The sequence below is a fragment of the Vibrio ichthyoenteri ATCC 700023 genome (assembly GCF_000222605.1).
GTDB lineage: Bacteria > Pseudomonadota > Gammaproteobacteria > Enterobacterales > Vibrionaceae > Vibrio > Vibrio ichthyoenteri.
This window is the reverse complement of the sequence record NZ_AFWF01000155.1, coordinates 1-2,617: the sequence shown is the minus strand read 5'-3', so window position 1 is coordinate 2,617 and position 2,617 is coordinate 1. Positions and strand designations below refer to the sequence as shown.

The window sequence follows — 2,617 nt, the reverse complement described above, 5'->3', positions numbered from 1 at the left end:
GACCTATTCTCACACGTATCAAATTGTCGCCTACGTTAAATGGGCTTGTTGCAACAAGCCCCATTGCACCATATGATCTCGAACTCACCGAAAATCAATCACACTCTATGATTTCGGGTATGTTTTCATTATAAGTGATGGAAGAGTGCTGACTCATACTCTCATTTTTCCCTCGCAAACGCTTTGGCAAGCGACTGTCACCCATCCCGCATTTTTATGATAAAAATAATTAATCGTATTGGCGAAGGTTTTTTATTAAATTTTTCAAAAAGGAGTCGATAAAGTATTGAATACTCTTTATTTGTGCAGGAAAGTAACCCATGTCCGCAAAAAGCAAACTTATTACATCCATCGTCTCTCTCATAATAACGATAATCGTCATTGCTTCTTTATTAAGTTTCAATCAAATTAACACCTCATCCATAGCCGCCTATCAAAATCAATTTACCAATAGTACCCACCTAACCACAGCGGCTATTGAAGCCAAAATGGATAGTTATTTTAACAGCCTTTCTGCAACAGGATCATTTTTGGTCATAAAAGATGGTGTTGTTGAAATTGATTCATCTACAATACAAATTCTAATTGAACAGCAGCGGAAGCTAGGTGTATCCAACTATTTCATTGGTCTTGTCGATGGTTCGGTTTACGATTCAAATAACCGTGGCCGTATTCCTAATTTCGACGCTAAAAAGTTGCAACGAGAATGGTATGTTAAAGGAATGGAAGGAAAAGGGAATGTAGTCACGACGCCTTTCAAAGCAAGCACCGGAGAAATGTCGATTTCCCTTGTTGTTCCAGTTAAAAACCAAGGAGAAGTCGTTGCGGTTGTCGGCATGAACCTTCTTATGCATGACTTAACCGAATACATTACCTATCTGGCCGAAGACAGCAATGTATATGTTGCGCGAGAAGATGGTTTTCTTCTCGCCGCTTTTGACGCGTCACTCGTAGGTAAAAATTTATTTGAAATTCGCCCTTCTTTTTCTGCATATAGTAAGCAAGCTAGCAGCTCACATACGTATTCTGACCCAGATGGTAAAGATGTTTACGTCGTAACAATTAAATCTGAAGCATTAGGTTGGACTGTATCGACCATGGAGTATTGGGACAAGATCAATGAAACATCGGAACAAACTGTATGGACTAATGTGATCTCAGGATTCATCTTTATCATTATCGGAAGTATTGCAGTGTCGTTTCTGATTGAAAAGTTAATGTATAAGCCTATTGGTGGGGAACCTAAAGACATTGAACTTCTCGTTAATAAAATAGCTAACGGGGATCTAACCGATATACCTAAAGTTCAAAAGAACAATGTGGGTGTATACCGTGCTACATTGGAAATGGCCGACAAGTTAAAAATCATGATTGCTGACATCAATCATTCTTCGCAAACACTAATTGAAACATCAGGTTATCTCGAGCGGTCGTCTCTCACTGTCGATGCTTCGACAAAATCGCAAATGCAGCAGCTTGAGCTCATCGCGACGGCGATGAACGAAATGGCGACGACGGTAAACCAAGTGGCACAAAATGCCACTGACGCTTCTACTTCCTCTACCGAGGCGAATTTAAGTTCTGAAAGTGGCCTAAACCTAGTTGCTAACATGAACCAAGAAATTAAAATATTAGTCTCCAATATACAACAAGTGCAAGGCGCCATTCGTAATGTGCATACGGAAACCGAAAATGTCGGTGGCATTTTAGATGTTATTCGCGGTATTGCTGACCAAACAAACTTATTAGCATTAAATGCAGCGATCGAGGCGGCACGAGCGGGTGAACACGGTAGAGGATTTGCGGTGGTTGCCGATGAGGTGAGAACATTAGCGACCAAGACGCAGCAGAGCACAAACGAAATTCAATCGCTTATTGCTGGTCTGCAAGAGCAAGCCAATCAAACCGTTATTCTGATGACAGAAAATGCCGAAAGTGCAAAGTTGACACTGCAAAAATCGGACGATGCGACAGAAGCTCTGGTTCAAATTAAGGGACAAATTTCGGTGATTCAAGATATGAATGATCAAATTGCGACTGCGGCGGAAGAGCAATCCCATGTTGCCAATGACATCAATGAAAATGTTATGAATGTTAATGAATTAGCTCAAGAAACACTACAATCTGTACAGCAAAATGTCCACACTTCAGAATCCTTGAACGGCATGGCTGAACAATTAAAAAACAGTGTCAGTATGTTTAGACTTTAAGTAGTCAGCACCGATAGTGATAATTTCCGTTGGTCAGCGTTAAATCAATCCCATAGGGCTGTTAGTCGTTAACAGCCCAAAGTAAACTGAAATGCATGCATCCTCATATAGGTATCTATAAAAAACGTTGGGGTTTATCCATGGGCTTGTTGCAAATAATCAGATAAGGCAGATTTAGCCAGTCATTGGCTTAAAATTACGAGTAAATCACCTCAACATTAAATAAACGATTCATAACGGCGGATCTCTCCCGCACAATGGTTTCACGTTCATCATGACGTAACCAAAAATCAAATTGGCCCTTGTTCAACATCCGTAATGATTCAAATCCCTGGATGGTTGAGCAGGCGCGTTTTCGTATTTTGAAACCGCCGGTGGCAACGACTAGCTTCTTGATGGGGGCGTGA

The 2,617-nt window shown here is 40.8% G+C and carries 2 protein-coding genes; one reads left to right on the top strand and one right to left on the bottom strand.

All coding sequences use genetic code 11. From position 1 onward, the window contains the following. Nucleotides 1-320: 320 nt before the first annotated feature. Complete coding sequence (locus RH85_RS11310; protein WP_006712372.1) at nucleotides 321-2,210, top strand: methyl-accepting chemotaxis protein; 1,890 nt, start codon at nucleotides 321-323, stop codon at nucleotides 2,208-2,210. 196 nt (nucleotides 2,211-2,406) lie between these two features. Here the strand turns inward: RH85_RS11310 and RH85_RS11305 are convergent. Beyond that, nucleotides 2,407-2,617 (bottom strand): DDE-type integrase/transposase/recombinase (locus RH85_RS11305; protein WP_006712371.1); only part of this gene is annotated, 211 nt, incomplete at its 5' end.

Bases quoted from the DNA above. Each gene is read 5' to 3' on its own strand.
- RH85_RS11310 (WP_006712372.1), top strand. From the start codon at position 321: ATGTCCGCAAAAAGCAAACTTATTACATCCATCGTCTCTCTCATAATA.